Consider the following 3,781-nt stretch of genomic DNA (forward strand, 5'->3'; position numbering starts at 1 on the left):
AACATCATCTCGAATACCGTCAAGATATTCACGGGCAATACCGATTTTCATACCCTTGATGTCATTGTTAAGCTTGCCGTAGGTTGCACCGCCAACATTACCCTTTGATGTGCTGTCCTTTTCGTCATACTGAGAAATTGCGTCAAATACGATTGAAGCATCCTCAACGCTCTTTGTGATAGGGCCGATCTGGTCAAGTGAGCTTGCATAAGCAATAAGACCATAACGAGAAACGCTGCCGTAAGTTGGCTTTAAACCTACAATGCCGCAGAAGCTTGCAGGCTGACGGATTGATCCGCCTGTATCTGAACCAAGGCCATAGGCAGCAATGTTAGCACCAACTGCACTTGCAACACCGCCCGATGAACCGCCTGATACATACTTTGTGTTGAACGGATTCATTGCACCGCCAAAGCATGAGGTTTCGCAGGAAGAACCCATTGCAAACTCGTCCATATTTGTTTTGCCGAGCATAACAGCATTCTGAGAAGCAAGGTTCTCCCATACTGTTGCATTATAAATTGGCTTGTAGCCTTTAAGGATTTTTGAACAGCAAGTGGTTTCAATATCCTTTGTTGAAAGGTTATCCTTCAAGGTCATTGGCACACCCTCGAGCATACCGATTTCTTCGCCCTTTGCAAGCTTTTCGTCAACAGCCTTTGCGGTTTCAAGTGCTGTGTCGGGAGTTACATTTACATAGGCGTTAAGCTCGCCGTTTGATTTTTCTATTTCTTCAAGATAGCTTTTTGTAAGCTCAGTACACGAAACCTGCTTAGACACAAGCATTTCGTGGATTTTTGCAATACTACCCATTTTTACACCTCTTATTCTCTGCCTCTCACAAGGAAATGTGACTCAGCCTGCTCAGGGGCATTTTTGAGAATTTCCTCGCTGTCATATGACTCAACCACAACATCCTCACGAAATACATTTGAAAGGTTGTTGATATTGTCAAAGCTCTCGCCACTTGTAGGAGCATTGTTGATTGTGTCGGCAAAATCTATAATTTCCTGCATTGACTGTGTAAGGCTGTCAAGTTCCTCCTCAGGAACAAACAGTTTTGAAAGCAACGCAATGTTTTCAACATCTTCTCTTGTTACCATAATAACCATCCTTTGTATAAACAGAATCAGGGCAAGTCATAAAAACAACTCGCCCTTTGAGTATATATGAAGTTATCTTAATTTAATGTGTACTTCACGAAGCTGCTGCTCTGTTACCTCTCCGGGTGAACCAAGGAGAAGATCCTGAGCATTTGAGTTCATTGGGAAAGCAATAACCTCTCTGATATTTTCTTCCTCAGTAATAAGCATAATCATTCTGTCAACTCCCGGAGCCATACCAGCGTGTGGTGGTGCACCATACTGGAATGCGTTGTAGAGTGCTGAGAACTTAGATTTAAGCTCATCTTCTGAGTATCCTGCAATCTCGAATGCCTTAATCATAATGTCAAGGTCGTGGTTACGAACTGCACCTGATGAAAGCTCAACACCGTTACATACGATGTCATACTGATAAGCGAGAATATCATCAGGATTCTTATTAAGTAAGCTATCCATACCACCCTGTGGCATTGAGAATGGATTGTGAGTAAAGATTACCTGACCTGTAGTTTCGTCATGCTCATACATTGGGAAGTCCACAATGAAGCACATCTCAAACTTTGACTTATCAATAAGGTCAAGACGGTTAGCAACCTCTGTACGAATCTGACCTGCAAGCTTTGGAGCGTCCTTTTCTGTATCCGCGATAAAGTAGATTACATCGCCGGCATTTGAGTTATTACGCTTGATAAGCTCTTCTCTGTCGCCCTCTTTAAGGAACTTGTCGATAGGGCCGTCAAATGTCATATCATCTCTTACCTTAACATAGCCAAGGCCCTTCATACCGATAGAAAGTGCAAACTCCTCCATCTTCTTGAACCAACTCTTTGACTGCTTTGCAGCACCCGGAACATTGATTGAACGAACTGTCTTTTTTAGAAATGGCTTAAAGTCAGTTTCCTCAAACATATCGCTAATTTCAACGATTACGAGTGGGTTACGAAGGTCAGGCTTGTCTGTACCGTACTTGAGCATACTTTCAGCGTATGGAATACGGGCAAACGGAGGCTTAGAAACCTCTTTATCTGTAAATTTTGTGAATGTTTCGTAAAGAACCTCTTCTGCAACGGCAAAAACATCTTCCTGAGTTGCAAAAGCCATTTCAAAGTCGAGCTGATAGAACTCACCCGGTGAACGGTCTGCCCTTGCATCCTCATCTCTAAAGCAAGGAGCAATCTGGAAGTATCTGTCAAAGCCTGATACCATAAGGAGCTGCTTGAAAATCTGTGGAGCCTGTGGGAGAGCGTAGAATTTACCCTTGTGCTTACGGCTCGGAATAAGATAATCTCTTGCGCCCTCAGGTGATGAGGTTGAAAGAATCGGTGTCTGAATTTCGTTAAATCCCATCTCGTTCATTTTTGCACGGAGGAATGTTATAATCTGAGAACGAAGCATAATGTTATTATGCACTTTCTGATTACGAAGGTCGAGAAAACGGTACTTTAAGCGTACTTCCTCGGAAGTATTTGTAGAGGTAGCAACCTCAAAAGGAAGAGCGTTTTTGCACTTGCCGAGAACTGTGATGTCCTCTGTGTGTACCTCAACATAGCCTGTAGCAATCTTGGAGTTGATTGTTTCTTCATCTCTCTTAACAACCTTACCGCTCAAAGTTACAGTACATTCCTTGTTGATGCCCTTGAGTAATTCGTCATTGTGAACAACAACCTGCAAAACGCCGTACTGGTCACGAATGTCAAGGAACATTACGCCGCCGTGGTCACGGATATTTTCAACCCAGCCTGCTACACGAACTTCCTGTCCGATATTTTCTTCTCTTAATTCACCGCAAGTTACGGTGCGATACTGATTAGCCTTTATCATATATCTACAGTCCCTTTCACTGATATTGTGCTAAATTGCCTATTCTTTTGTATTATACCACAATTTGCCTTAGCAATCAATATTTTCAATGATTTTTATTTAATTTTTAGTGTATTTTTTTATTCAACACTCTTTAAGCTTTCTACCATATTCACCTTTTTAATCTTAAATCCCATTACAAAGTTGACAAGCAACGCAAATGCAAGGGTAAGCAATGCGGCGAAAATGAATGATGTAGGCAAAATTTCTCTGCCAAACATTACATTGTCAACCTCAACAGTCTGAATTATAAAGCCCGTTAGGAAAATACCCATAACAAGACCTGATACTATACCGCCAAGTGTGAGTACAATGTTTTCTTTGTAAATAACGCTTGATGTTTCCTTACTGTAGAAGCCAAGCACCTTAAATGTAGCAATCTCTCTCACTCGCTCAGCAATGTTGATATTTGTAAGGTTGTACAGCACCACAAAAGCAAGTGCCGCTGCACAAATAATCATTACAAGCACAACCATATTCAGTGAGTTGAGCATATCTTCAATTTCATCAATGCCCGATGAAAGGTATGTTACACCTGCTATTTTATCATTTTGAAGCATTTTTTCACCGAATTTGTTTTGTTCATCAGGATTATTGAGCACTACCTGAGCCATATTGTACTCAGGCTCTTTGCAGAATTTTTCTGCATAAAGCTTTGGTGAAATGTAAACATAGTTCTTAATATACTGCTCAAAAACTCCGCCTACTGTAAGCTCGGCCGTTTTATCATCAACAGTAACGCTGATTGTATCTCCTGCTTTTACAGATAATTCTTTTGCCATCTTTTCATTAATCATAACCGAATCATCGGTAATGTC

The 3,781-nt window shown here is 41.3% G+C and carries 4 protein-coding genes; all 4 read right to left on the reverse strand.

Features of this window, described 5'->3' with window-relative positions; all coding sequences use genetic code 11:
• Positions 1-813: amidase (locus tag ACJMMI_RS04125; RefSeq protein WP_405353815.1), on the reverse strand; the 813-nt coding region annotated here is incomplete at its 3' end.
• Between the two features lie 11 nt (positions 814-824).
• Positions 825-1,103 (reverse strand): Asp-tRNA(Asn)/Glu-tRNA(Gln) amidotransferase subunit GatC, encoded by a 279-nt coding sequence (gene gatC, locus ACJMMI_RS04130; RefSeq protein ID WP_022233846.1) that lies wholly within the window; start codon positions 1,101-1,103, stop codon positions 825-827.
• 72 nt (positions 1,104-1,175) lie between these two features.
• Entirely contained in the window at positions 1,176-2,924 is a 1,749-nt protein-coding gene (gene aspS / locus ACJMMI_RS04135; protein WP_405353817.1) for an aspartate--tRNA ligase, read from the reverse strand.
• A gap of 119 nt (positions 2,925-3,043) precedes the next feature.
• A partial coding sequence (locus tag ACJMMI_RS04140; RefSeq protein WP_405353819.1) for an ABC transporter permease occupies positions 3,044-3,781 on the reverse strand: 738 nt, incomplete at its 5' end.

Source organism: Ruminococcus sp., from assembly GCF_045129435.1.
Taxonomy (GTDB): domain Bacteria; phylum Bacillota; class Clostridia; order Oscillospirales; family Acutalibacteraceae; genus Ruminococcoides.